The organism is Kibdelosporangium aridum, from assembly GCF_900176515.1.
In the GTDB taxonomy this organism is placed as follows: Bacteria; Actinomycetota; Actinomycetes; order Mycobacteriales; family Pseudonocardiaceae; genus Kibdelosporangium; species Kibdelosporangium aridum.
On record NZ_FWXV01000002.1, the window covers coordinates 539,377 to 558,577 of the forward strand.

At 67.5% G+C, this 19,201-nt stretch carries 13 protein-coding genes; 4 read left to right on the forward strand and 9 right to left on the reverse strand.

The window, feature by feature from the left end:
- Positions 1 to 88 precede the first annotated feature (88 nt).
- From B9C43_RS11970 to B9C43_RS11985, 4 genes are read right to left on the reverse strand one after another with little or no spacing between them, the layout of a single operon-like run.
- Entirely contained in the window at positions 89 to 379 is a 291-nt protein-coding gene (locus B9C43_RS11970; RefSeq protein WP_051898429.1) for a DUF3017 domain-containing protein, read from the reverse strand.
- Positions 376 to 1,224, reverse strand: coding sequence for a bifunctional methylenetetrahydrofolate dehydrogenase/methenyltetrahydrofolate cyclohydrolase (locus tag B9C43_RS11975; RefSeq protein ID WP_033394218.1), 849 nt, complete (start codon positions 1,222 to 1,224; stop codon positions 376 to 378). Before B9C43_RS11975 ends, B9C43_RS11970 begins: the two co-directional genes overlap by 4 nt.
- Positions 1,221 to 2,153, reverse strand: coding sequence for a DMT family transporter (locus tag B9C43_RS11980; RefSeq protein WP_084426165.1), 933 nt, complete (start codon positions 2,151 to 2,153; stop codon positions 1,221 to 1,223). Before B9C43_RS11980 ends, B9C43_RS11975 begins: the two co-directional genes overlap by 4 nt.
- On the reverse strand, positions 2,150 to 3,367 hold the full coding sequence (locus tag B9C43_RS11985; protein WP_084426167.1) for an MFS transporter: 1,218 nt from the start codon (positions 3,365 to 3,367) through the stop codon (positions 2,150 to 2,152). The genes B9C43_RS11980 and B9C43_RS11985 overlap by 4 nt, the downstream gene beginning before the upstream one ends.
- 126 nt (positions 3,368 to 3,493) lie before the next feature.
- Between B9C43_RS11985 and B9C43_RS11990 the strand changes: the two genes are divergently transcribed.
- Positions 3,494 to 5,374, forward strand: coding sequence for a TNT domain-containing protein (locus B9C43_RS11990; protein ID WP_407657086.1), 1,881 nt, complete (start codon positions 3,494 to 3,496; stop codon positions 5,372 to 5,374).
- A gap of 214 nt (positions 5,375 to 5,588) precedes the next feature.
- Complete coding sequence (locus tag B9C43_RS11995) at positions 5,589 to 7,874, forward strand: NHL repeat-containing protein (protein ID WP_200825534.1); 2,286 nt, start codon at positions 5,589 to 5,591, stop codon at positions 7,872 to 7,874.
- Here the strand turns inward: B9C43_RS11995 and B9C43_RS12000 are convergent.
- Both B9C43_RS12000 and B9C43_RS12005 read right to left on the reverse strand, forming a co-directional pair.
- Complete coding sequence (locus B9C43_RS12000) at positions 7,871 to 8,323, reverse strand: universal stress protein (RefSeq protein WP_037251523.1); 453 nt, start codon at positions 8,321 to 8,323, stop codon at positions 7,871 to 7,873. The two genes, B9C43_RS11995 and B9C43_RS12000, sit on opposite strands and share 4 nt — an antisense overlap.
- Positions 8,324 to 8,340: 17 nt before the next feature.
- Positions 8,341 to 9,579 (reverse strand): reverse transcriptase family protein, encoded by a 1,239-nt coding sequence (locus tag B9C43_RS12005; RefSeq protein WP_235038571.1) that lies wholly within the window; start codon positions 9,577 to 9,579, stop codon positions 8,341 to 8,343.
- A gap of 176 nt (positions 9,580 to 9,755) precedes the next feature.
- Here B9C43_RS12005 and B9C43_RS12010 point away from each other — a divergent pair, with 176 nt between their 5' ends.
- A complete protein-coding gene (locus B9C43_RS12010) occupies positions 9,756 to 10,349 on the forward strand; it encodes a hypothetical protein (protein WP_084426171.1) in 594 nt (197 codons plus the stop codon).
- A gap of 1 nt (position 10,350) precedes the next feature.
- On the opposite strand, the gene B9C43_RS12015 is transcribed toward B9C43_RS12010, so the two are convergent.
- A complete protein-coding gene (locus B9C43_RS12015) occupies positions 10,351 to 13,659 on the reverse strand; it encodes an error-prone DNA polymerase (RefSeq protein WP_084426173.1) in 3,309 nt (1,102 codons plus the stop codon).
- A gap of 106 nt (positions 13,660 to 13,765) precedes the next feature.
- Here B9C43_RS12015 and B9C43_RS57495 point away from each other — a divergent pair, with 106 nt between their 5' ends.
- Complete coding sequence (locus B9C43_RS57495; protein WP_200825535.1) at positions 13,766 to 14,509, forward strand: hypothetical protein; 744 nt, start codon at positions 13,766 to 13,768, stop codon at positions 14,507 to 14,509.
- 186 nt (positions 14,510 to 14,695) lie between these two features.
- On the opposite strand, the gene B9C43_RS12025 is transcribed toward B9C43_RS57495, so the two are convergent.
- Both B9C43_RS12025 and B9C43_RS12035 read right to left on the reverse strand, forming a co-directional pair.
- On the reverse strand, positions 14,696 to 16,657 hold the full coding sequence (locus B9C43_RS12025; protein WP_084426174.1) for a S9 family peptidase: 1,962 nt from the start codon (positions 16,655 to 16,657) through the stop codon (positions 14,696 to 14,698).
- Positions 16,658 to 17,398: 741 nt separating this feature from the next.
- Complete coding sequence (locus B9C43_RS12035; protein WP_084428055.1) at positions 17,399 to 18,943, reverse strand: DNA polymerase Y family protein; 1,545 nt, start codon at positions 18,941 to 18,943, stop codon at positions 17,399 to 17,401.
- Positions 18,944 to 19,201 lie beyond the last annotated feature (258 nt).

Consider the following 19,201-nt stretch of genomic DNA (forward strand, 5'->3'; position numbering starts at 1 on the left):
GTGACGACGTTATGGAAATTCCGCCGCCACGACTTCGGTCGAAGAGTCCGTCTTGGTCAGCCGCTTGACCGAGGCGTTTCTCGGCCGATCAGTTGAGCGGGCCGCCGATGATCGAGGCCGAGATGTACAGGATCATCAGGCCGAACCCGCCGTACAGCAGGATGTCCACCCGGCGTTTGCGCACGGCCAGCAGGCCGGCCTTGCTGTCCGGCAGCAGCAGCCGCAGTGCGGCGGCGACCAGCAGGGCACCGCCGATCAGGGACGTGCCGCGGCGCCAGTAGTACATGGCGATCAGGGCGAGGCCGATCACCACGATCAACAGCACCAGACCGAACGGCCACTGGTCACGCAGCTTCGACTTGGACGGCACGACGGTCACGCCTGCGCCTCGGCAGCCTCGACCACGTTGGTCAGCAACATCGCCCTGGTCATCGGGCCGATACCGCCCGGGTTCGGCGACAGGAAGCCGGCCACGGAACGGACATCCGGGTGCACGTCACCGGCCATTCCGGACTCGGTGCGGCTCACGCCGACGTCCAGCACGGCCGCACCGGGCTTGACCATCTCCGGCGTGATCAGGTGCGGCACACCGGCACCGGCGACCACGATGTCGGCCCGGCTGACCTCGGCGGTCAGGTCCTTGGTTCCCGTGTGGCACAAGGTGACCGTCGCGTTCTCGGAGCGACGGGTGAGCAGCAGGCCCAGCGGGCGGCCGACGGTCACGCCACGGCCGACGACCGTGATGTTCGCGCCCGCGATCGGCACCTGGTAGCGGTTGAGCAGCTCGACGATGCCACGCGGGGTGCACGGCAGCGGCGCGGGTTCCATCAGCACCAACCGGCCGAGGTTGACCGGGTGCAGGCCGTCCGCGTCCTTCGACGGGTCGACGCGCTCCAGCAGCCTGCCCGTGTCCAGGTGCTTGGGCACCGGCAGCTGGACGATGTAGCCGGTGCACGCCGGGTCGGCGTTCAGCTCGTCCAGTACGGCTTCGGCGTCTTCCTGGGAGATGTCCGCGGGCAGGTCCCTGCGGATCGAGGTGATCCCGACCTTCGCGCAGTCCGCGTGCTTGCCGCGCACGTACATCGCCGACCCTGGGTCGTCACCGATCAGCACTGTGCCCAGGCCTGGCGCGATCCCCTTGGCCCGCAGTGCGGCCACGCGCACCTTGAGGTCCTCGTAGATCGCGTCACGGGTCGCCTTGCCATCCAGGATCGTCGCGCTCACGCCGTCATCCTCTCAGAGGTACGTACCGCCGCGACGGCCACCGCGACCAGCGTGATCACCGCACCGAGCACCTCGGTGAACGTGAGATGGGCGTCCCTGGCGGGCACGAACACGTCCAGCAGGACCGCGCCGATCAGCTGTCCGGCGACCACGCACAGGCTGAGCAAGAGCACCCCGATGGCGCGCACGGTGACCGTCGAGATGCCGATCACGAAGATCCCGAACGCTCCACCGGTGTAGACCCACCACTCGTCGGGGAAGTCCTTCGGCCAGCCACGGATCAGCAGATCCACCGCGGTCGCGACGACCAGCAACACCATCGACACGCCGAAGTTGACCATCGCGGCCACGACCGCGTTCCCGGACGCCTCGCGGACCTGCCCGTTCATCGCGGTCTGCCAGGCCAGCCCGAACCCGGCGATCGCGGGCAGGACGAACAGCCACACGTTCTCCGGCTTGTCGAACTGGCCTTGCAGGGCGAGCACGACCGCGCCCGCGGCGATCGCCGCGCCGAGCAGCCGCCAGACGGTGACCGGCTGCGGCCCGGCCGGGCCGAGTCCGGCGCGGTCTACAAGCAGGCTGCTCACCAGCTGGCCGCTGACCGTCGCGACGGTGAACACGGCCACGCCGAGCGCGGTGATCGTGACGCCCTGCGTGAAGATCATGTACGCGCCGACGAACCCGCCGAGGCACTGCCACCAGCGCAGCTCCCGTTTGCGCAACGCCTCGACGACCCGGCCGGCACCGCGTCGCCCGGCAGGCGTGAGGACCACCGAAGCGATAAGCACGATCCAGCCGAAGCCCGTAGAGATAAGCGCGGCCAGCACACCGTCCTGCAGCTGCGCGCCAAGCTGACCGTTCACCCGTCCTTGTGACGAGAGAAGAACCCCGGTGAGAACCGCTGCCAGACCGTACGGCCATCGCCTCACGAGAGGACCGGCACAGGTTTCGCCGCAGGTATGCGCATCGCCAGCACAACACCCAGCGCGACCAGCACGACCGCACCGGCCGCGGCGTACGACGGACCACCGTGATCCAGCAGAAAACCGGACGTCGGCAACGCGAGCGCGAAGCCAGCGGTGGACGCCGACGATAACCAACCGTACGCCTCGGTTCTGCGCTCTTCTGGCGCGAGTTCACCGAGCCGTGCGTTCGCCGCCGCGGCGGCGGGCGCGATCGCGGCACCGCCGAGCAGCAGCACCACGCCGATCAACCACGGCGAGGCCGGGTCGAAAACCGGGGGTAACACAGGTACCAGTGCGGCCACTCCAACCAGGTTAAGCACTACGCGACGGGTCAGCCTCGGCGTTCCGGTCAAACCACCCGCGATCAGCCCGCCGATGCCGGAGCCGACCGCCCACACCGCGCCGAGCACACCGGCCAAGATCGGCAAGTTCACATTGCGCGCCCAGGCCACGATCGTCATGTCGACCATCAGCAGCGCCGCGACCAGGAAGAACGACAGCATCAGGGAGGCGACCACACCGGGCACGTTGAACAGTCCCGCGCGCCGTGGCTTGGCGTGGTGGATCGTCGGCACTGGCCCGCCAAGCCCGGCCAGCGTCAGCATCCGGGCGAACCCGAGTGCCCCGATCGTGGCCAATGCGCCCGAGATCACAATGGACAGCTCGGGATTGACCGCGGCGACCAACGCGGCAGCCAAGAGCGGGCCGACGGCGTACATCAGCTCGGTCAGCGTGGCGTCCACGGTGTAGACCGAGTTCAGCGCCGATCCGGACAGCAGCCGCGGCCAGATCGCCCGGCCGACGGGGATGACCGGCGGGTTGAACAGGCCTACGGTGAACGCGGCCAACGCCATCAGCGGCCACCACGAGCTGGGTAACCAGGTGGGCAGGAAGGCCAGCACCGTCATGCCGATGCCGTAACAGACGCCCGTGAAGACGATCAAACCCGCGGCACCACGACGGTCGGCCGCCCGGCCACGCATCGGTCCGGAGACCCCGAGACCGACCAGCAGAGCGGCGCCGATCACACCGGCGATCGCGTACGACCCGGTCCATCCCGCGATCAGGAACGACATCGCCAGCGGGGTCCCGGTCATGTGCAAACGCCCTAACGTTGCCCAGGTCAGCAGGCCTGGCACCCGGGGGACAGCGGCGAGTTCGCGGTAGGGCTGCAGCACCCGCTCACTGTCTCAAGGGGCACCGACAATCTGCGAACGATTACTCTCAAGGACGTCACGGGCCGGGTTGGGCATATGGCGAATGACGCATGTGCCGAACCAGGTCGAAAAAGGGAGGATGGGGACGTGACGCAACCGACCCAGCTGGATCCGACCGAGCAGGACACCTTGGTCAAGCAGATCGGCTTGGCGCTGCTGCGGGCTGCACCGCCCGAGTGGCAGCAAGTCGTGGTGCACTACCGGGCTGTCGGCCGCTATCACGAGATGTCGGCCGAACTGACCTGCGAGAACGAGGAACCGAGGGCGTGGACGGTCTCGCCGGACATGGCCGCGTTGTTCGCGCGCCTGCGTGCGGGCATGTACCGCGACGGCCGGGGGACCTGGTTCAACGCGCGCTACCAGCTGGATCGGCCGTCGAGCTACAACCTGGAGTACGACCGCGACGAGCCGCAGTGGGACAACCCGCCGCCGCCTCCGGCGTACCCCGACGAGCTGCAGATGTTCCCCCGTGAGGAAGAGAACATCCCCGAGTGGCTCACCCGGCGGCTGGCCGCTCCGCCGCCACCTCCGCCGCCCGCCCCGATGCCGCCGTCCACCCCGCCGGGTGGTTTCGAGCGGCAGCGGTTCCGGATCGCCAGGACGTTCGACGGGATGGGCCCGCAGGGCCGGCCGATCGTCAACCGGCCGCAGATCGACGAGCTCGACACCGAGGCGATACTGGCCTACCTGGACGACGGCCCGTTGGCGATGCCCAGCCGTGGCTACGACGTCGACCGGCTGGACCCCGAGGGCCGCAACTCCGTGCCGATCGCGTTCCACACCGACGGCACGTGGATCTGGCCTGCGTCGGTGAACTACTACCTGCGTACGTACGGCGTGAGCCCCGAGCCCGACCTGGTCACGCACATCCGCAGGCAGGGCTTCGAGCTGCCGGAGGTCGACGAGGCGACGGTGAACGAAGCGTCCGCCGTGGTCAACCGTGGCGCCCCGCCGCCTCCGCCGGGCCGTCCGGTCGCGCCGCCGGCTCCTCCTCCACCCCCACCACCGCCTCCAGCGCCGCCCGCGGTCGCGGCTGTCCCACAGCCGCCGACCGTGCCCGCGGTTCCGGCCGTGCCGGCGCCGCCTTCGCCTGGTCCCGCGTTGAACGCGCTCCGGGCGAAGTTCGCTGACCTCGGCGTACCGGACTCGGCGTACCGGATCGGCCCGCCGGTCGACCGGACCTGGAACCTCGAGCGGGTCGACGACGGCTGGCGAGTCGGCTGGTACGAGCGTGACCAGTACGTTTCGCCGTCGGACTTCGAAGATGTCGGCGACGCCACGGCGTTCCTGCTGGGCAAGGTGCTGCTGGACGGGCCTCGGCCCGCACTGCCGGAGCCCGCTCCGGCCGCCGCGCCCCCGGCACCGCCGCCGCTTCCGCCACCACCTCCTCCGCCGCCGCCAGCACCTCCGGTCGCCGACGAGGACGACATAGCGGCACGGACGGTCCTCTCGCTGCCTTCGTTGTCGGCGTTGGAGGACACGGACGAGCGCGAGCCCGTATCGGTGCCCGCCGCGCCTCCGCCTGAGGTGGGCAACTCCACAGCGATGCTGCCTGCCCCCAACCGAGGTGGCGGCGGCCCCAGCAGCGCGATGACGGAGACCCGCCCGCAGGACTGGCCGATCCAGCCGCTGTACGGCGAGCCGCCGCTGACGTTGTTCCGTGGCAAGCGAATGATCGAACTGCACCCAGGCACCGAGATCGACCGGTTCGGTGATGGCGACGGCAACCTGACGTACGCCGTCGGCACGCCGTTCCCGTTGCGGTCGCTCGTGCCGGAGTGGGTGAACCGGGAGTACCGCGTGTACCGCGTGCAGCAGCCGTTCGAGGTGCTGACCGGTGTGGCCATCCCGTGGTTCGAGCAGCCAGGCGGCGGAACCGCGTTCCTGCTGCCGCACGCCGTCGAGGACATGATCGAGGACGGCTACCTGGTCGAGATCCCCGGCCGGGAACCGCCACCGCTAACCTGATTCGCACTTTCGGAAACTAACGCGAAGGCGGCTTGCAAAAGCCGCCTTCGCTGTTTTTCGCCACCCGATCGGCGGTACGGGAAAACTCCGCAGAGAAAGCCGGTAACGGCACATTTTCCGATCACGACACCCACGGCACCGCCCCCGGAAAGGGCGTTGTCAGGTCGGTGGACTTTCGTGACACCGATCTGTCCTGTCGCGAAAGGAAGCAGATATGCGCATTCGCGGATCCATTACCGGCCGAAGATCGAAACGGGTCGTCGCCCTGCTGACCGCAGCGCTGTTACCTGCGTCGATCATGACGGCAGGGACCGCAGTCGCCGCACCGGTAATCGGCAAGAATGTTCTCTACACGACCGATGCCGATTTTGATCAGGGCGTGTTGCAGGATGTGAATCATGACGCGCCGAACAACAACCAGTTACAGCTGAACAAGAGCACGGCATTCTTCCCGTTCGTCAACGTGGCCGCATCCGACCGCGGCACAATGTTACGCATTGACGTGAACACCGGCGCGATTGTCGGTGAATGGTGGTCGGCACCGGACGGCCGCGGCCGCAACCCGTCGAGAACGACCGTCGACAAATTCGGGAACACCTGGCTTTCCAACCGGAACGAGGCCGAGGGCGGCAAGGGATCGGTCACCAGGATCGGCGTGACGCTGGGTGGCACGCGCACCAACGCGGACGGCAGCCCTAACCCGACAGGCGACTACCTCAAAGCGCCGTTCGCCTACAACACGTGTGTAGACCGCGACAGCGACGGGCTGATCGCGACCACCCGCGGGCAGTCGGACATCAGACCGTGGACCAACGCGGGCGGCGCGGACAACAACGGTGGCGTGACAACCGCCGCTGACGAGTGCGTCATCAACTACACCCGTGTCACCGGTACGAACACACGCACGGTCGCAGTCGACGCCAACAACGACTTGTGGACAGGCGGTGCTGACCTGGACCACGAGAAGCTGAATGGCATGACCGGCCAACCAGTCGCAGGCACGCAGATCAACTTCGGCTGCGGCGGCTACGGCGGCCTGGTCGACCAAGCGGGGACCTTGTGGTCGGCCCGCTTCGGCGCCAACCTGCTGCGGTACGTGCCGAGCACGAACACAGGCGCGTGCCTTGACACCAGCCACGGCGACTACGGCCTGGGCATGGACCCCAACACTGGCGAGATCTGGCACACCAACGTCGCCGGCAACCGGGTCGCGAAACTCGCCCCGAACGGAACCGTCCTCGGCGCGTTCCCGCACGGCAGTGCCAACGCACAGGGTGTCGCGGTGGACAAGAACAACAACGTGTGGGTCGCGCACTCGCTGCTCGGGCCCGCCACGACGGTCGGGCGTCTGCGCACTGACGGCACGTACGTGGGCAACGTGCCGCTACCAGGCGGAGCCGGACCCACCGGCGTCGCCGTGGACACCAACGGCAAGGTCTGGGTGACGAACTACAACACCAGCAACGTGATGCGGATCGACCCGAACGCCGGGCCGATCGGCGGCGGTGGCTTCCCGGTCGGCGCGGTCGACCTGACCGTCAGCCTCGGCGCGGGTGCCGGGCCGTACAACTACAGCGACATGACGGGATCGGTGCTCGGTGAAATCACGGCGCCGCAAGGAACTTGGTCGGTCGTGCAGGACGGCGGCGTCGCCAACCAGACGTGGGGCAAGGTCACCTGGAACACCGAGCCACAGGGCAGTGTCCCGCCGGGAACCAGCATCACGGTCGAGGCACGCACGGCGAACACCGAGGCCGATCTGGCGAGCCAACCGTTCGCGGCCGTGGCCAACGGCACGCAGTTCACCATGACCGGGCGGTACATCGAGGTCCGGGCGACGTTGAGGGCCAGCCCGAACGGAACCAGCCCGATCCTGTCCGACCTGCGGATCCGGACGTCCGACCGGACCGGGGTGTTCTCCTGCCAGGCGACCGTGCTCAAGATCGCCGCGCTGATCTCCACCCAGGCCAACCCGGCGGATGTGCCCTGTGTGGACGATCACGAGAACCTGGCGGCCGTGCAACTGTCGGCCGGGATCCTCACTGTCCGGGCGAACGCACTCGACGCGCGGACTGATCAGACACCGGACAACCTGACGGCCACACCACCGGCAGCCGGTGACAACGCCACTTCGACGGCCCAAGTCGAGTCCACCCGGATCACTTCCGCACTGGTGACCATCGAGCTGGGCGTGATCCATTCGACGGCGAGCGCCATCTGTGCCGCCGGGCCAGGAGGCCTGGTGCCGCAGTTCAGCGGCTCGTCGCACGTCGCCAGCCTGAGGATCAACGGCGTGCCGGTGACGGTCGGCAGTGCTCCGCTGACCATTCCGCTGGTGATCGGTTCGCTGCGGCTCAACAGCACCACAACCACGGCCACAACCGTGGTGCAACAGGCAGTTGTGCTCGACACGCTGCTCACCGATGTGGTCATCGGCGAGGCCAAGGCCAACGTGGAGGCAACCGCGGGCAACCCCGGCGGCACGCCCTGCCGGGTCTAGGGAACGACGACGACCGGCCGCTTGGCGTCCTTGACGAGCATCTTGGGCACTGAGCCGACCAGGCCGCGTCCGTGCCGGGAGCGACCGACGACGATGCAGTCGGCGCGTCGCTCCTCGGCGAGGGCTTCCAGGCCGTGCGCCGGATCGCCGCGGTAGTGCACGAGTTCCCACGGGATCCCCGCGTGGTCGAGGTAAGCGGCGGCCTCGCGGCGGATCTCGTCGACGAACGCCGTCGCAGCCTCGGTCGCGCCCGCCATGCCCATCGCCGTCCAGTACGCCGGACTGGCGATCGGCTCGACGTAGACCAGGACGAGCTTGGCCCGCTCCCGGCGGGCCAGGCCGCCCGCCCACGCGGCGGCGTGCAAGGACGGTGGGCTGCCGTCGACACCCACGATGATCACGGTCAAGCCGTCCTTACCGATCTCGAAATCGGCTTCGCCCTCGGCCACACCGGGATCGTAAGGGACTACCAGGTGACCTGGCAGAACAGCTCGCGCAACTTCGCGCCCCTGGCCGGATGACCGGCCGCCACCCACTCGATCCGGCCGCGCACATGCGCCTGGAAATCACTGTGGCCTGCGCGGTTCTGCGCCTGCGGCCCGGTCTTGACGCAGTTGTGCAGCAAGGCTTTCAGCGCGTCGTACTCGACGCGTGGCACGGCCGGTGCGGTGTTGACCACGAGTCCGGCGAGTTTCTGCCGTTGGTGCTGCCTGGCGACCGAGGTCTTGTCCGGGCGGACCCGGAAGCCTTCGTCCCGCGCGATCATCACGACCCCAGGAAGCAAGCGGTGCACCGGAAGCGTTTGCGGACCAGAGAACGCCAGGTCGTCGGCGTAGCGCGTGTATTCGGCACCCAATGCTTTCGCCAGGCCTGCCAGCCGGCAATCGAGCCGATACGCGACGGCGTTGGCAACGGCGGGTGACGACGGCGCTCCCTGCGGCAGATGCTGATGTGCCAGATGGGCCAACAACCTCCGGCGAATGTCGGGATCACCGGACGTTGTCGGCGCGGCGCGTAAGACCTTCAGCGGAGTCCTGGTGGTGAGCAGACCGGCCAAGGTGGCCGCTTGCTCGTACTCGTGCAGCAACGCCCGGACTCGCGCGCCGGTGACCGAGGCGAAGAAGCCTTCCAGGTCCATCCTGACCACCAGCGGCTTTCCCGCGTGTGGCGCGGCATACGTGAGCGCGGACCGTCCTTTGCGGAATCCGTGTGCCGCTTCGTGCACGGGCAGGTCGACGTGCCGGACGATCCGGCGTTGCGCTTCGGCCAGCCGTGGTTTGGGCGCCTCGATCAACCGCAGCCCGCCGGTGGATGTGCCTACCCACCGGGATCGGTAGTGCCACAACGGTTGCCCGGCGCGCTTGTTCCAGCCTCTCGCGTCGGCCAGCCAGTCCAATTCGGACGCGGTGACGTCCAGCAGTGCTTGTAGGTCAAGCGATTTCTTGGGCTTCGGCGGCTCGGGTGCCGGCGGTTTCGGCAACGGCGGGAATGCCGCGATCTGACGTGCGAGCTCATCGAGGCTGCCGAAGGGCTGGCGTGGACTGTGCGAGACCAACAGATCCGCCATGACCTCGGCGGCGGCCGGGTCGGCGTACAGAGCGCTCAACCTCGTCGCGATGTCGGTCTGCGTCCACGGGCCGTCGAGAGCGGATGCGGCGACACGAAGTGACCTGTTCTCCCGATATCCGCGCGCCCATGCGTACACAGCGTGTGCTGTCGCGCGTGGGGCGCCATCCGCAGGTAAATCCGTGCTCCCTGGGGTAGCCCCAGAGGGGTGGTGTTCACCACCGTGCTCACTGCCGTGTCGCCGCATCGGAACCGAATGTACCTGCATTTCGATTGCGGCCGAGAACTGACCTGAATGGCCCATAGGCTGACCGCATGATTCCTGAAGCCAAAGTCTTCCTGCTGGCCGAGCAGGCAGTGGTCAGCGTCTACGCCCAGTTGCGCGACGAGCACATGGACACGATGTTCCCGCCGTTGTTCGACATGGAAGGCGCGAACAAGCCGCTGCCCGTCCGTGACGTCCTCAGGCACCACGTGTACGACGACGCGTGGATCCCGGACATGCTCGCCGGTCGCACGATGGACGAAGTCGGCCGCGACCGCTACGACGGCGACCTGCTCGGTGATGACCGGATGGCCGCCATCAACCAGATCGCCGAAGCCGCGATGGAGGCCGCGCGCAAGACCGAGGACAGGGAAGCCGTTGTCCACTGCGGTTACGGTGACGTGCCGACGTGGGACTACTTCTGGCAGCTCAACATCGCCCGTACCCTCGCCGCCCACGACCTCGCCCTGCACATCGGCGTCCCGTCACCGATCACCGAGGAACTCGCACGCGGCATGTACGAGGGCACCGCGCCATCCGCGGACATGTGGCGCTCCTTCGGCATCTACCGCCAGCCCGTCGAGGTCGGCGAGGACGCGTCGTGGAAGGACAAGTACCTCGCGCTGACCGGTCGCCGGCCGTGATCTAGCGGAAATCCCGTGACTTGGACGGGATCCGCAAGTTCAGGTTCTGCAGGCGATCGGCTTGCAGGCTGATGACTCCCTCGGCCTTCTCCACGATCCCGCGAACCAGCATGGCCGAGCTCGCCCTGGCCACCCGGCGGTACCGGGCCCACAAACCCGGTGAGCACACCACGTTCACCATCCCGGTCTCGTCTTCGATGTTCAGGAACGTCACGCCGCCCGCAGTCGCCGGGCGTTGGCGGTGTGTCACGGCACCGCCGATCAGGACGCGGGTTCCATTATCCACTTTGGACAACTCGGCGGCCGGGAGTGCGCCCAGTTCGGTGAGGTGCTCGCGGACGAACTGGGTCGGGAAACTGTCCGGTGACAGGCCGTTGGCCCAGACGTCGGCCACCGCGAGCTCGACCGCGTCCATCCCTGGCAGGGCAGGCGCTTCGGCGGCGGCGGTTGTGCCTGGTAGCCGGTCTGGCCGATCACCGGCGACGGCGCCGGCGGACCACAGGGCCGCCCGCCGGCTGATCTTGAAGCAGCCGAAGGCCCCTGCCGTCGACAACGCTTCGACCTGGGCCGTGGTCAGCTGAACGCGCCTGGCCAGGTCGGTCATGCTCGCGAACGGACCGTTTTCCTGACGTTCCGCGACAATCATCTCCGCGAGTTTCTGGCCTATGGTCCGTACCGTCCCGATACCCAGTCGCACAGCGGGTTTCGTGTCCGTACGTTCCAAGGTCGCGTGCGCGAGGCTGGCGTTGATGTCCGGGCCGCGCACTTCCACGTCATGCCTGCGGGCGTCGGCGACCAGGGACTGCGGTGAATAGAAACCCATTGGCTGGGCCCGTAACAATGCGGCGCAGAACGCGGCCGGGTGGTAGTACTTGAAGTAGGAGCTGGCGAACACCAGGTGCGCGAAGCTCAGTGCGTGGCTTTCCGGGAAGCCGAAGTTGGCGAACGCCAGCATCTTCTCGTAGATCCGCTCGGCCAGATCGCCGGTGATCCCGTTGCGCGCCGCGCCTTCGTGGAAACTCTCCCGCAGCCGTTCCATCCGGTACGTGGACCTCTTGGCACCCATCGCCCGTCTCAGCTCGTCGGCCTGCGCCGCGTTGAACCCGCCGACGTCGACCGCGAGTTGCATCATCTGTTCCTGGAACAACGGCACGCCAAGGGTTTTCTTCAACGCAGGCTTCAGCAGATCGTGCTCGTAGACCTCCGGTTCGATCTTGTTGCGCCTGCGGATGTACGGATGGACCGAGCCGCCTTGGATCGGGCCCGGCCTGATCAGCGCGACCTCCACCACCAGGTCGTAGAACTCACGCGGTTTGAGCCTCGGCAGCGTGGCCATCTGCGCGCGGCTCTCCACCTGGAACACGCCGACCGAATCGGCTTTGCTCAGCATGTCGTAGATGTTCTTGTCGGTCAGGTCGAGCCGCGCGATGTCCACCTCCTTGTCCTCGAACTCGCGCACCAGGTCGATCGCGTAGTGCAGCGCGGAGAGCATGCCCAGGCCCAGCAGGTCGAACTTGACCAGCCCGATCGACGCGCAGTCGTCCTTGTCCCACTGCAGGATCGAGCGGTCGGCCATCCGGGCCCACTCGATCGGGCAGACCTCGCCGACCGGCCGGTCGCAGATCACCATGCCGCCGGAGTGGATGCCCAGGTGCCGGGGGAAACCCTCGATCTCGTTGGCCAGTTGGAGCACCACGTCGGGGATGTCGTGATCGTTCTCGTCCACTGTGGCCTTCACCGGGCCCCAGCGGTCGATCTGCTTGCTCCACGCGTCCTGCTGCCCCGGCGAATAGCCGAGCGCACGCGCCATGTCCCGGACCGCCGACTTGGCCCGGTACGTGATCACGTTCGCGACTTGCGCGGCGCACCAACGGTTGTGCTTCTTGTAGACGTACTGGATCGCTTCCTCACGGCGATCGGACTCGATGTCCAGGTCGATGTCCGGTGGGCCGTCGCGGGCCGGTGCGAGGAACCGTTCGAACAACAGGTCGTGCGCGACCGCGTCGACGCCCGTGATGCCCAGCGCGTAGCAGACTGCGGAGTTCGCGGCCGAGCCACGGCCCTGGCAGAGGATGTTGCTTTCCCGGCAGAACCGCGCGATGTCCCACACCACGAGGAAATACCCGGGGAACCCGAGTTCCTCGATCACCTTGAGCTCGTGCTCGATCTGCGCGTACGCCTTGGGATTCTCATCCGACCGGCCGTAGCGGCTCGCCGCGCCTTTGTACGTCAGATACTGCAGGTACGTGTCCTCGGTGTGCCCCGGCGGCACGTCGAACGGCGGCAATTTCGGCGCCACCAAACGCAAATCGAACGAAAGGTCGACGCCGAGGACGGCGGCTCGTTGGACGGCACCGGGATAACGCCGATCGAACCGCGCCTTCATTTCCGCACCTGACCGCAAGTACGCGGTCGCAGGCGGAAGCCAGCCCGCCATCTCGTCCAGGCTTTTCCGGGACCGCACGGCGGCCATTGCCGCCGCCAGCCGGGCCCGGTTCGGATGCGCGTAATGCACGGCGTTCGTCGCGATTGTCGGCAGCCCGAATTCCGCGGCCATCCCGGCGAGCACGTCGTTGCGGAAACTGTCCTGCGGCATACCGTGGTCGGTCAGTTCGACGAAGACGTGCTCTTTGCCGAACATGTCAACGAGTTGCCTGAGTTTCCCGGCCGCGGCGGCTGGGCCTTCGGTGTCCAGCGCACGGCGCACGGCTCCCTTGCGGCAGCCGGTGAGCACAACGCACTGGTCCCTGACCTCATCGACGACCTGCTCGATGTCGTACACCGGACGGCCTTTCTCGGCACCGTTGAGCTGTCCCGCGCTGATCGCCCGGCACAGTGCGGTGTACCCGTCCAGCCTGCGGGCCAACAGCAACAGGTGTTCACCGACCGGATCCGGCACGCCGGTCTGCGGTTCGGGCAAGCCGAGGCTCAACTCGGTGCCGAAGACCGTGCGGACACCGAGTTCCTTGGCCGCCTCGGCGAACCGGACCACGCCGTACATGCCGTCGTGGTCGGTGATCGCGATCGCCTCAAGGCCTTGGATGGCGGCCGCCTCGACGAGTTCCTCGGGATGGCTGGCGCCGTCGAGGAAACTGAAGTTGGAATGGCAGTGCAGTTCGGCATACGGCACCCGCTCCGCGCCGCCGGGGTGGTCGATCGCGCCGGGCAGCTGGAAGTCCGGCGGGAGCGTGTACGGCTCGCGGTGGTGTGTCCACGCTGGACTGTCGCCGCCGTCCCCGGTCTGGAAAGGCTTGCCGGACAAGGCTCGCTCAAGATCCGACCATCGGACGGGTGGGTTGTTCCAGCCCATCTCGCCCCCTTTCGGGTTACCAGGCAACTGCCCAACCGGGCAGACTTTGGTCCACTTGGGAACAAGAACCCTTTTTCGGAGCGTTCCACGCGTTTACCGTCCAGCCGTGACTCAGCACCCGCAGGGCCCGTACCAGCCGGGCCAACCCGGCGGCAACCCCCATGGCCAAGGACCACAAGGTCAAGGGCAGCCTCAAGGCGGTCCGCAACAGCCCTACGGCCAGCAGCCGCCGTACGGCCAGCCGCAGCCTCCTTATGGCCAGCCGCAGCAGCCTTACGGCAACTACCAGCAGCCAGGCGGTAGTGGCAGAAAAACCCCGGAAATCCCCGGTTTCGCCCAGAAGTTCACCGGTATCGGCGCGAACTGGGGCTCCGGCGGCAACCGGCCGACACTGCCCACGCCCAAGAGCGTCATCTGGGCGTTCCTGCTCGCCGGCGGTGGCGCGATCTTCAGCGCGCTCTACAACATCGTCTACGCGATCGGGTTCTCCAGCTACTACGGCGGGTTCTACAACGGTGGCTCCGTCGTCTTCAGCGTCCTGATCAGCGCCGGTCTGTTCGTCATCGCGGTGATGATGCGCAACGGCGCCGAATGGGCGCGGATCGTCCTGGCGATCCTCACCGGTCTCGGCCTGCTGTTCGGCTTGATCGCGCTGTTCGGCATCGGCCTGCTGTTCACCGTCCTCGGCGGGTTCGGCGCGGTGCTGCTGATCTTCCTGATCGTGCAGGTGGCCGCACTCGCCGCGACGATGTACTTCCTGTTCCAGCCCGAGTCGAACGCCTACTTCAAGTCCGCGTCGGCAGGACCGGGATACCCGCCGCCACCAGGGCCCCAGAACTTCCGGGGCTGATCGTCCATCGGCGGGCGCTGCCTCGGGATCAGTTCGGCCAGCAGATCCTGAGCCATGTCCCGGTCGGACCGGGACAGTGAAGAAAAGTTCTCGAACATGTGTTCGAGTATGTCCCTACGGGTCACCTTGGTCAAGTCGAAGGGCGACCGTGCTGAGCACGGCCGCCCTTCGTGATGTTTTAGCTGGTCAGCCCAGGTGTTCCGGCCGCAGCCACGGCTCGCCGAGCACGTGCTGGGCCAGGAAGGCGAAGATCGTCGAGTACCACACCTTCGTGTGATTCGGTTTGAGGATCCAGTGGTTCTCGTCCGGGAAGTACAGGAACTTGTGCGGGCTGTCCGGGCCCTTGGCGCGAGACGACAAATCCCACCAGAGCCGCAGGCCTTCGCCGACCGGCACGCGATAGTCCTTGTCGCCGTGGATCACGAGCATCGGCGTGGTGATGTCGTCGGCGAACTGGTGCGGCGAGTTGGCGTCGGCGCGCTCCGCGGTCATCTCGCGCGGGAAGAGAAACGCACAGTCGGTGGTCCGCATCATCTGGTCCATCGCCCACAGCGAGGCATGGGTGACGATCGCGGCGAACCGGTCGGTGTGCCCGGCCACCCAGTTGGCCATGTATCCGCCGTACGACCCGCCCATCGCGGCCGTCCGCGTGGCGTCGATGTCGGGTCGTTCCAGTGCGGCATCAGTGATCGACATCAGGTCGGTGTACGGCGCACCGCCCCACTCACCCCACCCGCGACGGATGAAGTCCTTGCCGTAGCCGGTGGACAGCGCAGGATCGGGCAGGAGCACCGCGTAGCCCTGCGCGACCGCGAGCCACGGGTTCCAGCGCCAGGACCAAGAGTTCCACGACATGTACGGGCCGCCATGGATCCATAACAGCATCGGCGCGGGATTCTCATTGTGCGGCAGGGCGATCCACGCCCGGATCGAGGCCCCGTCCGCAGCCGTGGTCGTGACTTCCTCCAACCGTCCCGGAACCTGGAACTCCGGCTCGATCAACGGTTCTATTGTGGACTCGTGCAGCGCGATCCGGACTGGTGTGGGAGGGCTGTCGACGGCCGCACGAAGTGCGTAGACCCATTGCCCGTCCGGTGCGGCTTGAAGATCGGCGTACGCGCCGTCGTCCCTGGTCAGCCGGGTCGGCGCGCCAGTGTCGACATCGACGCGCCACACTGGCACGCGGCCGTGGTCGTCGGCCGTCACGAGCAGCGACCGGCCATCTGGCGTCCACTGTGGATTCTGCGGCCAGCGGTCCCAGTCCGGGCTGACCACCCGGGCTTCGCCGCCCGCGATCGGGAAGACGACCAAGAGGTTGTCGCCCAGGTCTTCCGGAGTGCCGCGGAGGGTGGCGATCGCGGCAACCTGTGTGCCGTCAGGCGAAATCGCGGGGGTTCGGTACTCGAAGTCCGCGTCGTCGGCGAGGGTCCGGCGTTCGCCAGAGTCGACGTCGATCACCACGAGCGTGCTCCGTTGCGCGCCGGTCGGCTCCCCGACCAGCCACGACGCGACCACAGTCGTCCCGTCCGGCGAGATGTCCCAGCTCTTCTCGTCGGTCAGTGCCCGGCCGACATGCCCGGTGATGTCACGCGGCCCATCGGCGTCGAGGACGAGCAACCTGGTGTGATCAGGCCCGAGATGGCGGTCCCACAAGCGGATCGGGTATTCCTCGTGCAGGATCGCCGTGACGCCCGCGTCGTCCCGGCGCTGCCGGATTTCCTTGTCGTTGGCCAGATCCGTGGCCGATGGGAGCAACGGCGCGGCCACCACGACCGTGCCGCTCTTGCTGACCTTGACGTGCTTGACGCCACCCGGCGGCGCGATGACCTGGGTCGCCTCCCCACCACCGGCGGGCAGCCGCCACATCGAGGTCTTTTCCTGGTCACTCGGCCGTTTGGCCAAGAAGAGCAGGTCGCCGTCGGAGGTGAACGCCGGGCCCGATTCGCCCTCGGCTCCCCGCGTCAGTCGCCGCTGTACGCCGGCGCCGGCCGCTTCGACCTGCCAGATCGCGGCGACGTACCGGTTCTTCTTCTCGTCGGGTACAGCGACGCAGTACACCAGCCTGCCGCCGTCCGGCGACAAGCGAAGATCGGTGATCCGCGGAAGCCGGACGTAGTCGTCGAGGTCGTCGAACGGACTGCTGATCATTAGGCCGTCTTACCACGTGCCCAGGTCAATCGGAATGCGCTCAGTCTGCCCATGCGGGAGGCCCGAGTCGGCGAACGGCACGACCGTGGCGCTCGCCAACTGCTGGGGTGAAATCGTGCGGCGGGTTCATCAGATGACGTGTACCGAAGCCACCGCCGCGAGAACTCAGCTCCCCAGCGGGTTCACCGGCGCTGGCCAGAAGCCACGATGTAGGGCCGGTTGTGGCGGTTCGACGGGGAAACCGGAGTCCTGTCGTCTCGGTCGACCGCGACGTTTGCCTGTGGTGATTCCTCGGCCTTCAGCGGTACCGGCATAATTCGCCACCTGACCCCGACGTGCTTCAGCTCGTACGCGCGCCTCGCAGTCCAGTCCGGCGTGCCGCCCATGTCACTCACTCCCTTTGAATTCTGTTCCCTGGGGCATTTCCGGGGAATGCAAACACTGTTTGAATAGACTCCCCATCGAACGAAACGTCAAGGTGGTGGCGACTTCTGGTCAGCCGACTCCAATTCAACGACTGGCCCGAATCCGCGGAATTCCAGCCCCGGCCGAGTTTCTTACTGTGGTTTCAAGGGGACCGTAAAATAAAATTGACACCAGCAGTGGACTACCGGAAATGCCGGTCGTTTTGTCCGGTTGGCGCCACGACGTGCTCGATGCCGGAACCGCAATTTCGCCGCAGACAGCTGAACGCCAGGTGTCGAAACAATGGACATACGTACCGTCGTCAGCGGACGCGAGTCAGTCGTAGTGGCCGTAGACGACCCATTTTCCCTGGTGGTAGCCGAGCAGCAGGGCAGCCTGAGCCGGCTGCGCGCCAATGAGGACCTGGAGCCGCGCGTGGCACCGCGGTTCGCGGTTCCACCACCGCTCGTTCGCAATCCATGGGCCGGCCCAGGCCGCCACCGGACGCGGGGCGCCACCGTTGACGCCGACCGTGGCGGGCGCGGCCGTCAACATGTCGCGGTCGGTGACGTGAACAGGCTCACCTGCCTCACCGAAGACGGTCGCGGGCACCGGATCGGGGAACACGACCGCGGGCGATGGCGCCGGAAGGTGTCCCGGCCAAGGCAGACCGGGGTCGGCCGCCGGGGTGAGTTCCTCGCCCCACGGCACCAGCCGCGCCCGCTCGCTGGGGTCGCGCCCGCCGCCAAGCACCGGGGTGCACACGGCTTCCGGGCCCAGCAGGCCTTGCACCCGGACCATCGCCCGGCCGGCCTTCTCCGCGGCCTCGGCGTGCCCTTCGCCCCGCCAGAGATCCAGTTGTAGTGCTTTGCCTTCGACTACCTCCTCTGGTTCGAGCCACAGTGTCCGGATACCGGCGGTCGGCCCGCCGACCCGTAACCAGCCATCCAGCTGCCAGCGCACCCGGTCGGCGATCCCGTTGGGGGTCAACGGTTCCGCGCACCGCCAAACCCGGCCAAGCTCCTCGTCCCGCTCGCTGCGCGCATAGATTCCCAAGCGGGTGCAGGCAAGCCCGTGCGCGGCCAGCCCCGCGTGTAATCGCTCGGCGAGGGATTTGGCCACGAACGCGGCCGCGTCCACCCGCTCGACCGGTGGGTCGAGTTCGGTACTGATCGAGAGGTCCGGCGGCGGCCTGCGCCGGGACGGCGGCCGCTCGTCCAGACCTCTGGCCAACCGGTGCGCCTGGACCGCGTCCGTGTCGAACCGGGTGGCCACGTCGCGTTCGGTGATGGCGGCGAACGCACCGAGAGTACGCAACCCCAAGCGCCGCAACAGATCGATCAGCTCTGCCCGGTCCGGACCGCCCGGTTGCCGCAACTCGTTCACGGCCAGTGGCGCCAGGAATTCCGCGCTCCGCCCTGGTTCCACGACCAATCCCCGGTGCGCGGCCAGGGTGGCGGCGAACAGGCCGTCGGCCACACCGACCTGGCACTCCACCCCGGCCCGGTCGGCGACCTGATCGATCAGCCGCTCGGCCGCCGCCTCCTCACCGCCGAAGTAGCCCGCCGGCCCCCGCGCGGGCACAGCGACCAACCCCGGCCGGACGATCTCGACGCCGACGGCCAGCTCCTCCACCGCCGCCGCGACCGCCTCGAACAACCGCGCGTCCCGAACCGGGTCGTCCTCGAACACGACCAGTTCCGGACACCGGCCCTGAGCTTCCCGGCGCCGCATGTCCCGCCGGATGCCCTCCGCCCTCGCCACGGCGGAACTGGCGACCACGCGGTTGGCCGCCACCACAGCCATGGGAATCGTCAAGGGCAGCCCGGCACCCGAAGCGGCCGCCACCACCAGCCAGTCCGGACACCAGACCACGAGCATGCGCATAATTCGAACATAGGTTCGAGGGGATGGAGAGTCAATCACTCGATGGGGTTGCCGTCGGCAGCGACCTCCTATGGTCGTCCACAATGGACTGACTGTCGAGAAGGCCCCCGCTGGCGAGTGGTGATCGAGATCGCCCACGCCTTGTCTCAGATCAGATAACCTCCGGACCGTTGGATGTCGACGACGACATCGCCGGGCGGCGAGCCGCATGATCCCTGTCCCAGGCAAGACTTTGAGATTCCTTGGAGCTGC

What these genes read in the sequence shown, in the direction of transcription:
- B9C43_RS11995 (WP_200825534.1), top strand. Translation starts at nt 5,589, where the DNA reads ATGCGCATTCGCGGATCCATTACCGGCCGAAGATCGAAACGGGTCGTC.
- B9C43_RS12010 (WP_084426171.1), top strand. Translation starts at nt 9,756, where the DNA reads ATGATTCCTGAAGCCAAAGTCTTCCTGCTGGCCGAGCAGGCAGTGGTC.
- B9C43_RS12015 (WP_084426173.1), bottom strand. Translation starts at nt 13,659, where the DNA reads ATGGGCTGGAACAACCCACCCGTCCGATGGTCGGATCTTGAGCGAGCC.
- B9C43_RS12025 (WP_084426174.1), bottom strand. Translation starts at nt 16,657, where the DNA reads ATGATCAGCAGTCCGTTCGACGACCTCGACGACTACGTCCGGCTTCCG.
- B9C43_RS12035 (WP_084428055.1), bottom strand. Translation starts at nt 18,943, where the DNA reads ATGCTCGTGGTCTGGTGTCCGGACTGGCTGGTGGTGGCGGCCGCTTCG.